Source organism: Nocardia sp. NPDC006044 (assembly GCF_042871115.1).
Classification (GTDB): Bacteria; Actinomycetota; Actinomycetes; order Mycobacteriales; family Mycobacteriaceae; genus Nocardia.
In genome coordinates this window covers 881,425-897,375 of record NZ_JBIAID010000002.1, presented here as the reverse complement: position 1 = coordinate 897,375, position 15,951 = coordinate 881,425, and the positions used below count along the sequence as shown (strand labels likewise).

The following is a 15,951-nucleotide window of genomic DNA, read 5'->3' as shown; positions in this document are numbered from 1 at the left end:
TCGGGCGAATTACTTGAGGCCCTTGGCCCATTCGTAGGACTTGAGGTACGGGTCCGGCGTGACCGCCTTGCCGGAGTCCCACACCGTGTAGATGAGCCCGTCCGGCCGGATCTCACCGATCCGCGCGGTCTTGGTGATGTGATGGTTCGACCCGTCGACGGTCACCAGCCCCTCGGGCGCCTCGAACGTCACGCCGTCGGCCGCGGCCTGAATGTCGGCCACCGCGAACGACTTCGCCTTCTCCACCGTGTTCTTCCACAGGTAGACCGAGGCGTAGGCGGCCTCCATCGGGTCCGAGGTCGGCTTGTCCGCGCCGAACGCGGCCTTGTAGTCGGTGACGAACTTCTTGTTCACCGGGGTGTCCACGGTCTGGTAGTAGTTCCACGCGGTCAGCTGCCCGGCGATGTTCTGCGCGCCGATGCCCGCGACCTCTTCCTCCGCGATGGACACCGAAACCACCGGCATCTCAGCGGCTTTCAGACCGGCGCTGGTGTACTCACGGAAGAACGCCACGTTCGAGTCACCGTTGAGCGTGTTGAAGACCGCGCCCGCCTTGGCGGTACGCACCTTGTTCACGATGGTGGAGAAGTCGGTCGAGCCGAGCGGGGTGTAGTCCTCGCCCTTGATCTCGATGCCGTTGGCCTTCGCGTACGCCTTGATCTCACGGTTGGCGGTCTGCGGGAAGACGTAGTCGGAGCCGACCAGGTAGAGGGACGTGATGCCCTTCTGCTTCAAGTAGTCCAGCGCCGGAATGATCTGCTGATTGGTGGTCGCGCCGGTGTAGAAGATGTTCTTGCTGTCCTCCAGGCCCTCGTACTGCACCGGGTAGTAGAGCAGCGAGTTCAGGCTCTCGAACTTCGGCTTCATCGCCTTGCGGCTCGACGAGGTCCAGCCGCCGAACACCGCCGCGACACAGTCCGAGCTGATCAGCTTCTCGGCCTTCTCCGCGAAGGTCTTCGGGTCCGACGCGCCGTCCTCCAGCACCAGCTCGATCTTCTTGCCGAGCACCCCGCCCGCGGCGTTGATCTGGTCGACCGCCAGCTTGGTCGAGTTGGCCACGGTGACCTCGGAGATGGCCATCGTGCCGGACAGCGAGTGCAGCGATCCGACCTTGATCGAGTCCTTCGACGTGTCCACGCAGGACTTGGTGTTCGAGCCGGTGGTCGTTGCGTCGTCCTTGGCGCCGCAGGCGGTCAGCAACAAACCGGCGAGCGCTACTGCGGTGGGTACCGCCATCGCCTTGACCATGCGCCGGGAGCGGTGTCGATGGATGGCACGGGAATCTGACATGGGGCGGGACCCTTCTCACTTCATCAGGTAATTCGGCGGCACGACGTGCACCGCGGCGAACACCTCCACCTTTTGCCCCGGTCAGAGCTGTCGACCGGGATGTATACAGGCGGTGTATTCGTGGTGCGAACGTTAGACAGAAGTTGTTGCGCCGGAATATCTCTCGGTGACGAGTCGGTTGCCTGTGTTTCGGCCGTGTGAACCTTTGCGGTTACCGCCTGGTGAACCCCGGTGAGGTGGCGGCGAGCCTACGGTTGCGTAGCGTCGCCGCGGTACGGCAGGCTGCGTTTGTACATCGTCAAAACGGCCGAAACCTGGGAGGACCGTCGTGGGTCACTACAAGGCGAACGTGCGCGACATCGAATTCAACCTCTTCGAGGTGTTCGGGCTGGACAAGCTGCTCGACACGGGCGCCTACGGTGATCTCGACTCCGATACCGTGCGCGAGATCCTGGCCGAGGTGAAGCGGCTGGCCGAGGGGCCGATCGCCGAGTCGTTCGCCGCGGCCGACCGCGATCCGGTGGCGTTCGTGCCGGACACCCACTCCGTCACGGTGCCGGACGCGCTGCGCAAGACCATCACGGCGGTGCACGACGCCGACTGGAGCAGGCTCGGACTGCCGGAGGGCATGGGCGGCACGCCCGCGCCCGCCGCGGTGGTGTGGGCGGTCCAGGAGATGATCATGTGCGCCAACCCGGCGGCGAGCTTCTTCAACATGGGCCCGGTGATGGCCGCGGTGCTCTACAACGTCGGCAACGACCAGCAGAAGCACTGGGCCACCGAGGGGTACGAGCGCGGCTGGCAGGGCACCATGGTGCTGACCGAGCCGGACGCCGGCTCGGATGTCGGCGCCGGGCGCACCAAGGCGATCGAACAGCCCGACGGCACCTGGCACATCGAGGGCATCAAGCGCTTCATCTCCGGCGGCGATGTCGGCGACACCGCGGAAAACATGTTCCACCTGGTGCTGGCCCGCCCTGAGGGCGCGGGCCCCGGCACCAAGGGCCTGTCGCTGTTCTACGTGCCGAAGTTCCTCTTCGATGCCGAGACGCTGGAGCTCGGCGCCCGCAACGGCGTGTTCGCGACCAATCTCGAGCACAAGATGGGCCTGAAGTCCTCGCCCACCTGTGAGCTGACCTTCGGCGGCGACGTGCCCGCGGTCGGCTGGCTGGTCGGCGACGTGCACAACGGCATCGCGCAGATGTTCCAGGTGATCGAGAACGCGCGCATGGTGGTCGGCATCAAGTCCACCGGCACGCTGTCCACCGGGTACCTCAACGCGCTCGAGTACGCCAAGGAGCGCGTGCAGGGCGCCGATCTGACCCAGATGACCGACAAGGCCGCGCCGCGCGTGCCGATCACCCGGCACCCCGATGTGCGGCGCAGCCTGGCCCTGCAGAAGGCCTACGCCGAAGGGCTGCGCGCGGTGTATCTGTACACCGCCGCGCATCAGAATCCCGATGTGGCGCAGCTGGTTTCGGGTGCGGACGCCGAATTGGCGCACCGGGTCGACGATTTGCTGCTGCCGATCGTCAAGGGTGTCGGTTCCGAGCGGGCCTACGAGTACCTGACCGAATCGCTGCAGACCCTCGGCGGTTCGGGCTACCTGCAGGACTACCCGATCGAGCAGTACATCCGGGACGCGAAGATCGACTCGCTGTACGAGGGCACCACCGCCATCCAGGCGCAGGACTTCTTCTTCCGCAAGATCATTCGGGACAAGGGGGTGGCGATCGGGCACGTCACCGGGCAGATCGCCGCGTTCCTGGAGACGCCGAGCGGGCGCTTCGAGACCGAACGTGAGCTGCTGCGTACGGCTTTGGGCGAGGTGCAGGCCATGGCGGCCACGCTGACCGGCTATCTGATGGCGGGCCAGCAGGATCCGGCCGAGCTGTACAAGGTCGGCCTCGGCTCGGTGCGTTTCCTGCTCTCGGTCGGCGACCTGCTCGTCGGCTGGCGTCTGCTGGTGCAAGCCGAGATCGCGGCCGCCGCACTGGCCGCGGACGCCCCGGCGAAGGACCGGGACTTCTACGCCGGAAAGGTCGCCGCCGCAAGCTTCTTCGCCAAGAACGTGCTGCCCCAATTGACCGCCAGCACGGCGATCATCGCCGCGATCGACAACGACATCATGAACCTGGACGAAGCGGCTTTCTGAGCCGGATCGTCGCTTGACCGAAGGCGCCCTTCACTCGGCTGGAGTGAAGGGCGCCTTCGGTTGGGTGGAGCTAGTCGGCCAGCAGTTTCAGTACGACCGGGCGGGAGAGGGTGCCGGAGACGGCGCGGGCCAGTTGGTTGGCGCTGGTGCCTTCGGCGTGCGCGTCGCGGAGGGCGGCGGCGAGTTCGTCGCGGGCGGCGTCGGCGGCTGCCTGGGCATCGCGGAGACGCTGGGCTGCGCGGTCGACTCTGGCGGGGTGGTCGGCCCCAGTGGTCAATGCATTGATCGGTTCGGTTTCCGGTGCGGGCGCCGGGTCCGCCTTCATCGCGGGCGGCAGGTTCGCCATCGCCGCTTTGGCGAACTCCTGCATGAACTCGCGGGTCGCGGCCTTGTCCTCGGCGGCGTTGCCGAGCAGCAGCCGGGTGGTCTGCGGGACGGCCAGACTCCAGTTGGACATACCGCACAACGCCAGCAGCAATCGGCCGGCGTACTGCGCGTCGATGCCGAATTGCTCGCTGGCCCGGTCGAATTTTTGCTCGTAATGCTGGGCGCGCCAGCCGTCGATGTCGTGTGCGTCGACGCCGCGGTGCAGGCCCTCCCACAGCAGCAGGCGGAGCAGTTGCGGGTTGTTGTTGTGGTAGTCGAACAGCTTGCCGATGTAGCGGCCGGGGTCGGTCTCGGCCAACGGCTGGACCACGTCCATGAACTCGCGCATGGTGTCGATCAGGATGACGTCGAACAGCTTGTCCTTGCTGCCGAACAGGCCGTAGATGCGTTCCTTGTTCACCCCGGCGGCCTCGGCGATGCGGTCCACCCGCGCGCCGGCCAGGCCGTATTCGGCGAATTCGTCCCGCGCGGCACGCAATAGCGCCTGCTTGGTCGCGTCGCTGCGTTTGATCGTGGCCGTCATGGTCCAGATTTTACCATCTGTTTAAACCAACTATTTGGTTGACAATCGATCGTCCGCGGTCCTACTGTCGTCCTCATGGCTACGCCGACTCTTCCGCACCCGACCGGTACTCCGGCCGCCACGCCCACCCTGGGCGTCCCCTCGCGCGCCCACACCGCGCGCACCGTACCCGTTTTCGTGCTGGCCGCGCTGCTCGCGACCGGCCAGATGTACGTGCCGATTCCCCTGTTCGCGGCCATGAAATCGGACTGGAATGTCGGCTCCGGCGTGATGACCTGGATCATCAGCGCGTTCGCCTTCGGCTACGCGGGCGGTTTCGTGCTGTTCGGCCCGCTGTCGGACCGCTACGGGCACCGCCGGGTGCTGATGACCGGCATGCTCGTCGCCGCGGTGGTCACCCTGTTGACCGGTCTGGCGTTCAGCGCGCCGATCGCGGTGGCCCTGCGCATCGTGCAGGGCCTGGTGGTCGGGTCCATTCCGCCCGCGATCATGGCCTACGTGGCCACCCGGATCACGCCCGCGCACCGGGCCGTGGCGACCATGTCGGTGGCCACCTCGTTCCTGGCCGCGACGGTGATCGCGCAGATCGTCTCGCAGGCCGTGGTCGCCTCGTTCCCGTGGCGCACCATGTTCATCGGTTCCGCCCTCGTCTTCGCGGTGGTCGCGGTCGTGCTGCGCCGGGTGATGCTCGAGGACGTCCCGGCCGGGCGTGATCTGCCGCTGCGGCACAGCTATGCGGCGATCCCGGCGGTGCTGCGCATCCGCCCGCTGCTGCCGATGTTGGTCGCGGGCTCGATGAGCATGGCGGTGATGGTCGGCGTCTACACCGGTCTCGAACTCACCGGCGTGGTCAAGGGTTCCGGCGAACTGCTCGCCCTGCGGGCCGGCGCGCTCCCGGTGATGGTGGCGCTGCCGCTGCTGGCCATTCCGCTGGCCCGGCTGACCAAGCACTACCAGATCATGCTCGGCGTCCTGGTCGCGGCGGCGGCGATGGTGGCGGCCACCTTCGAGGGTTCGCACCTGGCGGTGCTGACCATCCTGCTCGCGGTTCTGGTCGGCGGCCTCGGCGTGATCGGTCCCGCCGTCCTGCAGAGCGCGGGCGAGCTCGGCGGCGAATCCCGCGCCGCCGCAATGTCGGTCGCGATGTTCAGCTTCTACGTGGGCGCCACGGTGGGTCCGCTGGTCGCGGCGGCCGCTGCCCCGCACGGCTTCTCGGCCCTGGCCTGGACCCTGGCCGCGCTGCTGGTCCTCGCGCTGGCCATGACTCTGATCGGCCTGCGGGTTCAACGGCGGTCGCTCGCCGCCGTGTGAGCCTGCGAAACCATGGAGGCCGGCGCCGCGATACCGCGGTGTCGGCCTTCGTCGTCGTCGGCCTGCGTGCCCCTGGCGCCCGAGCTTCGCTGCGCCCTTCAGGAAGGCGTTGGGGTGCAACACTTCCTGCATGCCCGCCGCCGAACCTGCGTGGCGGATGACGATCCCGGTAACTCGGACTACTTCAGCACGTAAGGCGAGACCGAGCTGCGATGTTCGCTGATGTCGAGGACCTTGCCCAGGGGCGGGAACGCGCGCTGCGGGCAGTTGAGGCGTTCGCAGACCCGGCACCCGGCCCCGATCGGGGTGGCCTGGACCTCGTCGAGATCGATGCCGTCGGCGTAGATCACCCGGCCCGCATGCCGGAGTTCGCAACCGAGGCCGATGGCGAAGGTCTTGCTCGGCTGGCCATAACGGGTGGCGCGGCGTTCCACCGTGCGGGCGACCCACAGGTATTTGCGGCCGTCCGGCATCTGGGCGATCTGCGTCATGATCTTGCCGGGGTAGGCGAAGGTCTCGTAGACGTTCCACAGCGGGCAGGTGCCGCCGCTGGCGGAGAAGTGGAAACCGGTGGCGGACTGGCGTTTCGACATGTTCCCGGCCCGGTCCACCCGGACGAAGGAGAACGGTACGCCGCGCAGCTTGGGTCGCTGCAAGGTCGAAAGCCGGTGGCAGATGGTCTCGTAGCTCTGGGTGAAGAACGCCGAGAGCCGCTCGATGTCGTAGCGGAAGTCCTCGGCTACCTCGTGAAAGTGCGTGTACGGCAGCACGGTTGCCGCCGCGAAGTAGTTGGCCAGCCCGAGCATGGCCAGCTTGCGGGTGTCCTCGGAGGCGAAATTGCCCTCCTCGACCAGTTTTTCGAGCAGCTCGCCGCATTCGAAATAGGCGAGCTCGGCGGCGAGCTTGAAGGTGCGCTGGCCGCCGGACAGGTGCGGCGCGATCTCCAGTCGCTGGGTTTCCTCGTCATAGCGATGCAGTACGCCCTCGCCGAGGTCGATGCGCTCCACGATCCGCACGTCGTGCGCGCGCAGGATCCGCGCCACCTCGCTGTTCACGTCGCCGCCGTGGAATCGGATGCGCGCGGTGAGTTCCTCTGCGGCGGTGTCCAATTCGTGGATGTAGTTCTGCCGCTGATAGAAGAAGTCGCGGACCTCCTCGTGCGGCTTGCTGATCGCCGCGCTACCCGAACCGTCGGCGAAGCGGTCCTCGGTGGCGGCGGCCAGCTGGGCGGAGGTGTTGCGGTAGCGGTTGTGCATGTTGACCAGTGCGCGGGCCATGCTCGGGTGCGCGGAGACCATGTCCGCGATTTCCTGGGTGTCGGCCTCGATGCCCAGCTCCTGGTCCATCACGACCTCCTGGAGTTCGGCGATGAGCCGGGTGTCGTCCTGGGAGGAGAAGAAGGTCGCGTCGACCCCGAACACCTCGCTGATCCGCAGCAGCACCGGAACGGTGAGCGGGCGCACGTCGTGTTCGATCTGATTGAGGTAGCTCGCCGAGATCTCCAGCTTCTGGGCGAGTGAGACCTGGCTCAGCCCCCGTTCGGTCCGCAGCTGACGAAGCCGCGCCCCGACGTAAGTCTTGGCCATGCGTCCAGTTTATGGGCGTTTTCGCAACCGTGCCAATGGGTAATTAGCAGTTCTGCTGAGCTTTGTGTCACAGGCAGGCGTTACCGTCGACGAGTGTTGTTCTCGCATGTCGTCCAGGCTTCGGAGACGGTTCGCGCGACCAGGTCACGCAAGACGAAGATCGCTGCCTTCGCCGAGTTGCTGACCGCCGCCGCGCCGGACGAACTCGCGCCGGTCGTCGCGTGGGCCTCCGGCGAGCTCCGGCAGGGCCGGATCGGCACCGGTTGGCGCACCCTCGCTGCCGTGGACACTACCCCGGCACCCGTTGCGACGCTGACGGTTTCGGCCGTCGACTCCGCGCTGACCGAACTGGCCGGGACCGCCGGCGCCGGATCGGCGGCCCGGCGCAAAACCTTGCTCGCCACGTTGTGGACCGCCGCGACCGCGGACGAGCAGGCGTTTCTGCTGCGCCTGCTGACCGGTGAACTCCGGCAGGGGGCGCTCACCGCGATCGTCATGGAGGCCGTGGCCGTCGCGGCGGACGTGCCGTCCGACCTGGTGCGCCGCGCCTACATGCTGTCCGGGCGGCTGCCGGTGACCGCGCTCGCCGCGCTGACCGGCGGCGTCGCGGCGCTCGGCGAATTCCGGCTCGAGGTGGGCCGGCCGATCCAGCCGATGCTCGCCTCGCCCGGTGCGACGCTGGACGGGGCGCTCACCGAGTTCGACGGTGACGTGAGCGTCGAGATCAAGATGGACGGCGCCCGGATCCAGGTGCATCGCGACGGTCCGCGGGTCTGGGTGTTCACCAGGACGCTGCGCGATATCACCGCCGGCGTTCCGGAACTGGTCGAGCTGGTCGCCGGGCTCGACTGCGCCAGCGTGGTGCTCGACGGGGAAACCCTGGCGCTCACCGATGCCGGACGGCCGCGCCCGTTCCAGGAGACGATGAGCCGCTTCGCCGAGGTGAGTTCCACCCGGGAACTGCTGCTGCATCCGTATTTCTTCGACTGCCTGCACCTGGACGGCGCGGACCTGCTCGACGCCCCACTGTCCGAACGTCGTGCCGCGCTCACGAAAGTGGCTTCCGCGCAGAGCATTCCCGCCTTGATCCGGCCCGACGAGGAGGCCGCCGCCGAATACTTCGACGGTGCGCTCGCCGCGGGCCACGAGGGCGTGATGATCAAGTCGCTGTCCGCGCCCTACGCGGCGGGGCGGCGCGGCCGCGCCTGGCAGAAGATCAAACCGACGCACACCCTCGACCTGCTCGTCCTCGGCGCCGAGTGGGGGTACGGCCGCCGCACCGGCTATCTGTCCAATCTGCACCTCGGCGCCCGCGATCCGGAAACCGGCGAGCCGGTCATGGTCGGTAAGACCTTCAAGGGCCTCACCGACGCGCTACTGCAGTGGCAGACCGCCGAATTCCCGCGTCACGAACGCACCCGCGACGAGCAGACCGTCTACCTGTGGCCGGAACTGGTCGTCGAGATCGCCCTCGACGGAGTGCAGGTCAGCCCGCGCTACCCCGGTGGTGTCGCGCTGCGCTTCGCCCGTGTGGTCCGCTACCGGCCGGACAAGGAACCGCGCGAAGCCGACACCATCGACACGGTTCGAGCGCTTCTCCCGTGACCTGATCCGCGAATCGGCGCTGACGTGTCGCGTTCTCCGCCGACTCGCGGCAGTCCCGGCGATATCCAGCGGTAGCGGGCGTACGGTGCGAGGATTGTTGTGCCACTGCAAGTCAGGGCTCCTCCGGGGTGAAGGGGCAAGCCAGACTGCACTGGGTTCGGCAGGTTGCTGCTTCGGGATCGGGGAAGACGGTTGGGTTCGATGGTGTGGCGGCTGCGCGCGATGGCGCTGGCCGCGGTCGTGGCGGTGAGCGCGGTGCTGGGCACCTTGGCGCACGCGAACCCGATCGATGACCTGCTGTTTCCGTCCCGCGAGATCGCCGACGCCCTGCCGACGCCGCTGGGCGATCCGTTCTACACGCCGCCGGCCGGCTTCGAAACCCTGGCTCCGGGAACGGTTCTGGCGTCCCGTCCCGGTGGCACCGGCGTCACCGGGGTGCCGCTGATCTCGACCGAGCTGCTGATCCGGTCGAACGACGCCAAGGGCAAGCCGGTCCCGGTGGTCGCCACCCTGCTCATGCCGGCCACGCCGTGGGCCGGGCCGGGACCGCGTCCGCTGGTGACCTTGAATCCGGCGATCGATTCGCTCGGGAACCAATGCGCGCCGTCCTACGAGCTGCGCATGGTGTCGAGCAAGCTGTGGATGGCGCAGATCCCGCTGAACAAGGGCTTCGCCGTGCTGGTGCCGGATCATCAGGGACCGCGTCAGGCGTACGCGGCCGGGCTGATGGCCGGGCACGCGGTGCTCGATTCGATCCGGGCCACGGTGCGCACCCCCGAACTCGGCCTGGTGCCCGATGCGCCGACCGCGATCACCGGCTATTCCGGCGGCGCCATCGCCTCGGCGTGGGCCGCGCAGCTGGCGCCGCAGTACGCGCCGGAATTGAATCTCGTCGGTGTCGCGTTCGGCGGCGTGCCCGCCGATTTCGACATGCTGCTGCACACCATGAACGGCCAACCCCTCGCCTCCGGGATCTTCCTCGCCGCGACCCTGGGCATGGCGCGGGAGTATCCGGAGATGCTCGGCCTGATGAACGACAACGGCTGGCGGCTCGCGCGCATCGGCAAAGATTTCTGCATGGCGCACGAGGAGGCGGTCGGGGTGGTCGCGCCGATTCCGGTGCAGGCGCTCACCGATGTGCCCGCACCGACCGAGCTGCCGTTCATCCGGGACATTCTGGCGCAGAACCGGCTCGGTGCGCTGCCGCCGGCCATCCCGGTGTTCCTGTACCACGGCCTGAACGAATGGTGGGTGCCGCTGGCCGGCGCCGAGAACCTCTATCGGGACTGGTGCCGAGGCGGTACCCAGGTGGATTTCCAGGTATATCTCGGTGAACATTTCATCGTCAGCACCAGCGGAATTCCGGGCGCTTACGCCTGGATCGAAGATCGATTTGCCGGAAAACCGGTGCCGCAGGGCTGCACCCGATTCGGCTGATAGCTGGCGAATCCGAGCCGATAGAGGACAGGGTCCAACTTAACGCATCGGCGACGCGCGGTGAACCGCAACCACCTGGCAATCCTATTGACCTGTGCCGCACACTGGACATGTGACCGTCGAATTATTGGTTCTCCTGATCGTCATCGTCACAGCACTCGCATTCGATTTCACCAACGGCTTCCATGACACCGCGAACGCCATGGCGACCTCGATCGCCACCGGCGCGCTGCGGCCACGGGTCGCGGTGGCGTTGTCGGCGGTGCTGAATCTGGTCGGCGCGTTTCTCTCCGTCGCCGTGGCCGCCACCGTGGCCAAGGGCATCGTCCGGCTCGACGCGGTGCAGGGACACGACCTGTTGATCATCGTGTTCGCCGGTCTGGTCGGCGGCATTCTCTGGAACCTGCTCACCTGGCTGTTCGGCCTGCCGTCGAGTTCCTCGCACGCACTGTTCGGCGGCCTGATCGGCGCCACCCTCGCCGCGCTCGGCTTCAGCGGCGTGATCTGGGCGGCCGGTTCGGACGGCGTGCTCACCAAGATCATTCTGCCCGCCGTGCTCGCCCCGATCGTGGCGGCGCTGGTGTCGGCCCTGGGCACCTGGCTGGTCTACCGGATCACCAAGAAGTCCGACCCGAAGAAGGTGGAGGCCGGTTTCCGCTGGGGCCAGATCGGCTCGGCCTCGCTGGTCTCGCTCGCGCACGGCACCAACGACGCGCAGAAAACGATGGGCGTCATCTTCCTGGCCCTGGTCGCGCACGGCACGCTCACCAAGAACGCCGAGATGCCGATCTGGGTGATGGCCGCCTGTGCGATCGCCATCGCAGCGGGCACCTACCTCGGCGGCTGGCGGATCATCCGCACCCTCGGCAAGGGCCTGGTGGAGATCGAATCGCCGCAGGGGCTGGCGGCCGAAACCGCGTCGGCGGCCATCATTCTCAGCTCCGCGCACTTCGGGCTGCCGCTGTCCACCACGCAGACCGCGACCGGGTCCATCCTCGGCACCGGTCTCGGCAAGGGCGCGGAGGTGCGCTGGGGCGTGATGGGCCGCATGGTCGTCGCGTGGATGCTCACCCTGCCGCTCGCCGGTCTGGCCGGCGCGGCCTGCTGGGCGATCGCGCATTTCATCGGCGGCCTGCCGGGCGTGCTCGTGGTGTTCGCGATCCTGCTCGGCCTGTCCGGGCTGATGTATGTGCGGTCGCGCCGGGATCCGGTCGACACCAGCAACGTCAACGAATGGCCCGACGACACGCCGGGTGGCCCCGGTGATGTTGTTAAGCCGGAGAGCGCGGCGCGCGCCGATAGTGCAGAATCCGGCACACCGGACAGCGCGGATCTGCCAGCGGAGCCGGGGCAGTCGACCCGGTCGGCGCAGGTTTAGAAGGAGTAGACGTGCATACGCTCATCACGAACCTGAACGCGCTGTGGAAGGTCATGCTCGCCGGGCTGATCCTCGGCGCCGGGCTGCCGCTGGTGTTCGCGGTCGGCGTCCGATTCTGGTCGGCCGGGGACTCCGTGACCGCGGACGGCCGGGTCGCTCGGCGCAACTACCCCGCGCTTGCCGTCGCGGTATTGTGCTTCGGGCTGATCATCGCGGCGATCATGACCGGAATCCTGTACACGGCAAAGGCTTTCATCGCCGCCAGGTTCGGCATTCACCTGTTCGGACAGTCCTGAAGGGCGCAATGTGACCGATCAAGCGAAATCCGCAGAGCTCAGGCCGAACGTCCTCGGCCGGATCATCGGCTGGCTGCGCGCCGGCTATCCGCAGGGCATCCCGCATTCGGATTATGTGGCGCTGTTCGCGGTGCTGCACCGGCATCTCACCGATTTCGAGGTGGTCGCGATCGCCGAGGAACTCGCGGCGGAGAATCCGGACAGCGCGATCACCCGCACCGAGATCGAGGAAGCCATCGCGCGAGTCGCGAAGGAACAGCCGGCCGAGACCGATGTCGCGCGGGTGGCCTCCCACCTCGCGGCGGGCGGCTGGCCGCTGGCCACCCCACCGGCCGACGTCGACTAGCCCGAGACGCGTTCACCGATGCCTCCCTTCCTGAACGCCATCATCGACTGGCTACGGGCCGGATATCCGGACGGTGTCCCGGAATCCGACTACATCCCGCTGCTCGCCCTCCTCCGCCGCCGCCTCTCCGACGACGAGGTCCGCCAAATAGCCGCCGAACTGGCCGGCACCGGCGACCTCCCCGCCGACAAAACCGACATCCAGGTAATGATCACCAAGATCACCAACGAAATGCCCTCGGAGACAGACGTTCTCCGCGTCCAAACCCGACTGGAAGCCCACGCCTGGCCACAAGACGGCTCGTCCCCGGAAGACCCGACACCACTCTGACCGTCGGGTAAATCGCCGAACGGTACTTGGCCGTGGCGAGGTGCGGGTGGCGGCGCTGTGGTGTCCCGTTCGGCAAGCGGTGGGCGGGTGAGTGGGACATGATTGCGCCGAAGTGCGAGTGGGCCCGCCGTGGTGTCCCGTTCGGTGATGGTTTGTCTCGACCGGTGTCGGATCGGTGACGAGCGGGACATGGTTGCGGCGAAGGTCGGGTGTCGGCGCGCTGCCGAGCGCTGAGTGCTGAGCGGCTGGAGGGGCCTGGTTGCGAAGTGCCGCTGGGCCTTTCGTCGAACTCTGCTCGGTGCCTGCCTGCTCCCGGCGGCCAGGGCTGGTGCCCCTCGGACCTGGTTGCGCCGAAGTGCGAGTGTCGGCGCTGTGATGTCCCGTTCGGCCAGCGGTGGGCAGTTGAGTGGGACGTGGTTGCGGCGTAGGTCGGGTGGCGGCGCTGCCGAGCGCTGAGCGGCTGAGTGCCGAGCGCTGAGCGGCTGAAGGGGGCCTGGTTGCGTTGAAGTGCCGCTGGGCCTTTCGTCGAACTCTGCTCGGTGCCTGCCTGCTCCCAGCGGCCAGAACGGGTGCCCTCGGGACCTGGTTGCGGCAAAGGCCGAGTGGCGGCGCTGTGATGTCCCGTTCGACCAGCAGCGGACGCCTGAATGGGACGTGATTGCGCCGAAGTGCGAGTGGGCCCGCCGTGGTGTCCCGTTCGGTGATGGTTTGTCCCGACCGGTGTCGGATCGGTGACGAGCGGGGCATGGTTGCGGCGAAGGTCGGGTATCGGCGCTGCCGAACGGCTGAGTGCAGAGCGCTGAGCGGCTGAAGGGGGCCTGGTTGCGTTGAAGTGCCGCTGGGCCTTTCGTCGAACTCTGCTCGGTGGCTGCCTGCTCCCGGCGGCCAGAATAGGTGCCCTCGGGACCTGGTTACGGCGAAGTGCGAGTGGCGGCGCTGTGATGTCCCGTTTGACCACCAGCGGACCCCTGAACGGGACGTGATTGCGCCGAAGTGCGAGTGGGCCCGCCGTGGTGTCCCGTTCGCTGATGGTTTGTCCCGACCGGTGCCGGATCGGTGACCAGCGGGACGTGGCTGTGGCGGAGGTCGGGTGGCGGCGCTGTGGTGTCCCGTTCGGTCAGGGGTGGGCGGGTGAGTGGGACGTGGCTGCGGTGGAGAGTCGAGTTGCGCTGATCGATGACTCTTTTGGTGAGAGGCGTGGGTGGGTTGTCTATGGGAGTGGGTTGTGGGTTCGGGGGTGGGTGAGGGTGGGGAGGCGGCGGAAGCCGGCGGAGACTTCGAAGGCCAGGTCGTGGTAGCCGGTGGCGAGTTCGGCGAGGCGTTCCCAGGCGTCGTGTATGGCCCATTCCGGTGTGCTGGACAGGGATTCGTTGGCGGTGACGGAGAACTGGGCTAGTCGGTCGATCACCATGCCGACGGTTTCGGTGTGCAAGTGTGCGCTGTCGTGGGGTGGGGGGACTTCGGTGGTGACCCAGCGGTCGATGGCGAGGACCAGGCGGGCGCGGTGGGCGTCGATGTCGGCGATTGCGCGCGGATCGGAGCGGGTGCGCCGCTTGTGCAATCCGGTTAGTAGATAGGCGGATTCGAGCAGTGGGTGGCCGGAGAGCGGCGCGGTTCGGCAGGCTTCGAGGAGCATGGCTTTGGGCGGAAGTGGTTCCAAGGTGATAACCCCCTGACGTGAATATCGTTACTGGGCAACAGGTATGGATCTATCGGCCTGGGTTGCCCGGCGATCGACGAAGGCACCGGCTCGAACGCCGTCAGTTCCATCCGCTCTATCAACTCGTTCAGCGAAACCGCTTCTGCCGCATAGGCGGTCACCGCCGCGTACTCCGTCGTCATCCTCTGACCGCGCGGCATCACCCAGGCGTCGTCATCGGCTCATCGGGCATGATGCGCTGTCCGGTCGCCGGCTATCCAGGTCTATTGATGGCATGCGTCGACACGCGAAACCCCTCGCTCCCACCGCGCGAGCCCGATCCAAGTCCACATGTGGCGTGTGACACAACGAGTTAAAGCTATGTCCAGCGATAAGTCAAGTTGACCTATCGCTGGACAAGTCGGTGGCGTACTCTAGCGGAAGTTCGGTCGACTCCACGCATCAACAGAGCTGGAAGGACACCCTCGAGCCATGGCTCCACTCTCGCCCACGGTCGCTCGCTGGGAGCTGATGCTCCGAATTCGCCGCCGCCGCACCGAGTTCGATGTCAGCGCCTCGGTCATCGCCAAGGAACTCGGCTTCACCCTCTCCTACTGGTCGAAGGTAGAGAAGGAGCGAATCCTGGCCGAGGACAAGCTGAAGAAGCTGATGGCCCTATTCGAGTTCGACCCGGCCGAACGTGCGGAGATGTTGCGCTTACGCGAGATCGCCAAGCAGCGCGGATGGTGGTCGAATTATGCGGATCTGCTACCGGATAGCCTCATTCGGCTGTACGGCCTCGAGTTCGGCGCGCAAAAGGTCCGAACCTACGACAGCATCCTGATTCCGGGCCTGTTACAGACTGCCGATTACGTGCGTGCGTTGCTGCTCAGCGATGTTGCGCGAATCCGGCAGGTCGATATCGATCGCCTGGTGCAGGTGCGCCTTGGCAGGCAGCAGCGATTGATCACCGAGGACCCGTTGCACCTCACGGCAGTTGTCAACGAGGCAGCGCTGAACCAGCAGATCGGTGGTCGCGAAATCTGGCAAGGCCAACTGCGCCATCTCGCCGCCATGGTCGAGCAGCATCCGGACACGATCGACATCCGGGTCATCCCCTTCGACGCCACCGGCGGCGGGTTGCTCGGCGGCGCAACCTTTTCGCTGCTCGGATTCGACAACCCACTCCTACCGGACATCGCCTGGACCGAAACCCTGATCTATCAGGCCCTGGTCGAAGACGCCGAACCGGTACGCCACCTGAACACCCTGTACGCCAACGCCATTGCCGACGGCGCGCTTCCTCCCGAGGAATCCCTCACCCTGATCGAACGCAAGCTACAAAGCCACCGATGAATCCGCATTCAGTGGCACATGGTGGCGGCAAAACCCGAGAAGGGTCCGCCATGGTGTGCCACCGAATGTGGATTCGGCTCCCAGCCGACTCCCAGCTGGGCTGGGGCGGGCGTTCAGGTGGGGTGGGGAGGATGGTGGGTGTCGGGAAGGGGGCGCCCGGCATATGAGCTTGGTGGGCCACTGCCCGGTCCACCACACCGCCGGGGGGGGGGGGGGGGGGGGGGGGGGGCGGGCGCGCCGGCCGCCCCCCCCCCCCCCCCCCCCCCCCGCGGCATCCCGCGGGCGGCAGCCGCCCGGGGCGCGCGCGCAGAC

The 15,951-nt window shown here is 67.2% G+C and carries 13 protein-coding genes; 9 read left to right on the top strand and 4 right to left on the bottom strand.

Features of this window, described 5'->3' with window-relative positions; all coding sequences use genetic code 11:
- Positions 1-9 precede the first annotated feature (9 nt).
- Positions 10-1,248: an urea ABC transporter substrate-binding protein gene (gene urtA, locus ACFYO1_RS21640; RefSeq protein WP_387235287.1), complete on the bottom strand. Its 1,239-nt coding sequence runs from the start codon at positions 1,246-1,248 to the stop codon at positions 10-12.
- 370 nt (positions 1,249-1,618) lie between these two features.
- Between urtA and ACFYO1_RS21635 the strand changes: the two genes are divergently transcribed.
- The gene (locus tag ACFYO1_RS21635) at positions 1,619-3,445 is read left to right on the top strand and encodes an acyl-CoA dehydrogenase (protein ID WP_387233677.1); all 1,827 of its coding nucleotides are present in this window, start codon (positions 1,619-1,621) and stop codon (positions 3,443-3,445) included.
- Between the two features lie 70 nt (positions 3,446-3,515).
- On the opposite strand, the gene ACFYO1_RS21630 is transcribed toward ACFYO1_RS21635, so the two are convergent.
- Positions 3,516-4,355, bottom strand: coding sequence for a TetR/AcrR family transcriptional regulator (locus ACFYO1_RS21630; protein ID WP_387233674.1), 840 nt, complete (start codon positions 4,353-4,355; stop codon positions 3,516-3,518).
- Positions 4,356-4,430: 75 nt separating this feature from the next.
- On the opposite strand from ACFYO1_RS21630, the gene ACFYO1_RS21625 reads away from it, so the two are divergent.
- On the top strand, positions 4,431-5,666 hold the full coding sequence (locus tag ACFYO1_RS21625) for an MFS transporter (RefSeq protein ID WP_387233671.1): 1,236 nt from the start codon (positions 4,431-4,433) through the stop codon (positions 5,664-5,666).
- Between the two features lie 179 nt (positions 5,667-5,845).
- On the opposite strand, the gene ramB is transcribed toward ACFYO1_RS21625, so the two are convergent.
- Complete coding sequence (gene ramB, locus ACFYO1_RS21620) at positions 5,846-7,252, bottom strand: acetate metabolism transcriptional regulator RamB (RefSeq protein WP_387233668.1); 1,407 nt, start codon at positions 7,250-7,252, stop codon at positions 5,846-5,848.
- Between the two features lie 93 nt (positions 7,253-7,345).
- Between ramB and ACFYO1_RS21615 the strand changes: the two genes are divergently transcribed.
- The 6 genes from ACFYO1_RS21615 to ACFYO1_RS21590 all read left to right on the top strand — a co-directional run bounded on the left by ACFYO1_RS21615 (position 7,346) and on the right by ACFYO1_RS21590 (position 12,644).
- Positions 7,346-8,857: an ATP-dependent DNA ligase gene (locus tag ACFYO1_RS21615; RefSeq protein ID WP_387233665.1), complete on the top strand. Its 1,512-nt coding sequence runs from the start codon at positions 7,346-7,348 to the stop codon at positions 8,855-8,857.
- Between the two features lie 201 nt (positions 8,858-9,058).
- A complete protein-coding gene (locus ACFYO1_RS21610) occupies positions 9,059-10,294 on the top strand; it encodes a lipase family protein (protein ID WP_387235285.1) in 1,236 nt (411 codons plus the stop codon).
- A gap of 112 nt (positions 10,295-10,406) precedes the next feature.
- Positions 10,407-11,672: an anion permease gene (locus tag ACFYO1_RS21605; RefSeq protein ID WP_387233662.1), complete on the top strand. Its 1,266-nt coding sequence runs from the start codon at positions 10,407-10,409 to the stop codon at positions 11,670-11,672.
- An 11-nt stretch (positions 11,673-11,683) separates the two neighbouring features.
- Positions 11,684-11,968 carry a hypothetical protein gene (locus ACFYO1_RS21600; protein WP_387233659.1) on the top strand — a complete coding sequence of 95 codons (285 nt, stop codon included), beginning with the start codon at positions 11,684-11,686 and terminating at the stop codon, positions 11,966-11,968.
- A 10-nt stretch (positions 11,969-11,978) separates the two neighbouring features.
- Positions 11,979-12,314: a DUF3349 domain-containing protein gene (locus ACFYO1_RS21595; RefSeq protein WP_387233656.1), complete on the top strand. Its 336-nt coding sequence runs from the start codon at positions 11,979-11,981 to the stop codon at positions 12,312-12,314.
- Positions 12,315-12,332: 18 nt separating this feature from the next.
- Positions 12,333-12,644: a DUF3349 domain-containing protein gene (locus tag ACFYO1_RS21590; protein WP_387233654.1), complete on the top strand. Its 312-nt coding sequence runs from the start codon at positions 12,333-12,335 to the stop codon at positions 12,642-12,644.
- Between the two features lie 1,210 nt (positions 12,645-13,854).
- Here the strand turns inward: ACFYO1_RS21590 and ACFYO1_RS21585 are convergent.
- The gene (locus ACFYO1_RS21585; protein WP_387233651.1) at positions 13,855-14,304 is read right to left on the bottom strand and encodes a DUF4254 domain-containing protein; all 450 of its coding nucleotides are present in this window, start codon (positions 14,302-14,304) and stop codon (positions 13,855-13,857) included.
- A gap of 471 nt (positions 14,305-14,775) precedes the next feature.
- Between ACFYO1_RS21585 and ACFYO1_RS21580 the strand changes: the two genes are divergently transcribed.
- Complete coding sequence (locus ACFYO1_RS21580; RefSeq protein WP_387233648.1) at positions 14,776-15,639, top strand: helix-turn-helix domain-containing protein; 864 nt, start codon at positions 14,776-14,778, stop codon at positions 15,637-15,639.
- The last annotated feature ends 312 nt before the right edge of the window (positions 15,640-15,951 follow it).

Coding starts and splice junctions, on each gene's coding strand:
- ACFYO1_RS21630 (WP_387233674.1), bottom strand. CDS start 4,355: ATGACGGCCACGATCAAACGCAGCGACGCGACCAAGCAGGCGCTATTG.
- urtA (WP_387235287.1), bottom strand. CDS start 1,248: ATGGTCAAGGCGATGGCGGTACCCACCGCAGTAGCGCTCGCCGGTTTG.
- ACFYO1_RS21625 (WP_387233671.1), top strand. CDS start 4,431: ATGGCTACGCCGACTCTTCCGCACCCGACCGGTACTCCGGCCGCCACG.
- ACFYO1_RS21610 (WP_387235285.1), top strand. CDS start 9,059: ATGGTGTGGCGGCTGCGCGCGATGGCGCTGGCCGCGGTCGTGGCGGTG.
- ramB (WP_387233668.1), bottom strand. CDS start 7,252: ATGGCCAAGACTTACGTCGGGGCGCGGCTTCGTCAGCTGCGGACCGAA.
- ACFYO1_RS21580 (WP_387233648.1), top strand. CDS start 14,776: ATGGCTCCACTCTCGCCCACGGTCGCTCGCTGGGAGCTGATGCTCCGA.
- ACFYO1_RS21590 (WP_387233654.1), top strand. CDS start 12,333: ATGCCTCCCTTCCTGAACGCCATCATCGACTGGCTACGGGCCGGATAT.